At 28.1% G+C, this 662-nt stretch carries 1 protein-coding gene; it reads right to left on the bottom strand.

The genetic code is table 11. The features are described 5' to 3' along the window. Positions 1 to 662 (bottom strand): DUF2920 family protein (locus JG676_RS07730; protein WP_200217861.1); only part of this gene is annotated, 662 nt, incomplete at its 3' end.

Genomic DNA, 662 nt, shown 5'->3' on the forward strand with positions numbered 1-662 from the left:
GAATTATCAACCACCCCATCCACATACCAAGGAGCAATCTTAGCTATAAGTAAGGATAAGTATCCACCATAAGACCCCCCCCCGTAAATTTTAGGTAAATTTGTAAATTCAGGATAGTTTTTAACTATATCTTTTAAGGCATTGATATGATCAATTGCTGCCATAATGCCATAGTTTTGATATTCATTATTTGGTGGGATAAAGGTTGAAGTAAAGATGGCTTTATAATTATTATCAAGTTTGTTTTCAGCCTTTAGTTCATACAAGGTTTGATTTAAAATTTCATAATAAGCTTGAGCATTATTGATGGATAGATTATAGGTATTGATATTGAGTTTTTCTAAGCAAGATTTTAAATTAGGTAAGTCTAATCCTGTAAAAGAAGTTATCGCACTATATTCTTCATCTAAACTTTTTCTCATGCAAAAACAATGATAAAAAACATTAACTACAGCTACATCAAAATTTTTAGCTAAATATTCTCTATCAAAATCTAAAAAAGATATATTAGCATTAGCTCCAAAACCACCTATGATAAAAACTATAGCTTTTATATCTTTACTATCATCAAAAGTAAGTCTATACTCAAGCTTACTTTCTCTTTTTATATTAAGTTCAACATCATCACAAGAATTAATTTTATAGGATTTGTTAATTAACAT

It is taken from the genome of Campylobacter sp. 2018MI34, assembly GCF_016598975.1.
Classification (GTDB): domain Bacteria; phylum Campylobacterota; class Campylobacteria; order Campylobacterales; family Campylobacteraceae; genus Campylobacter_D.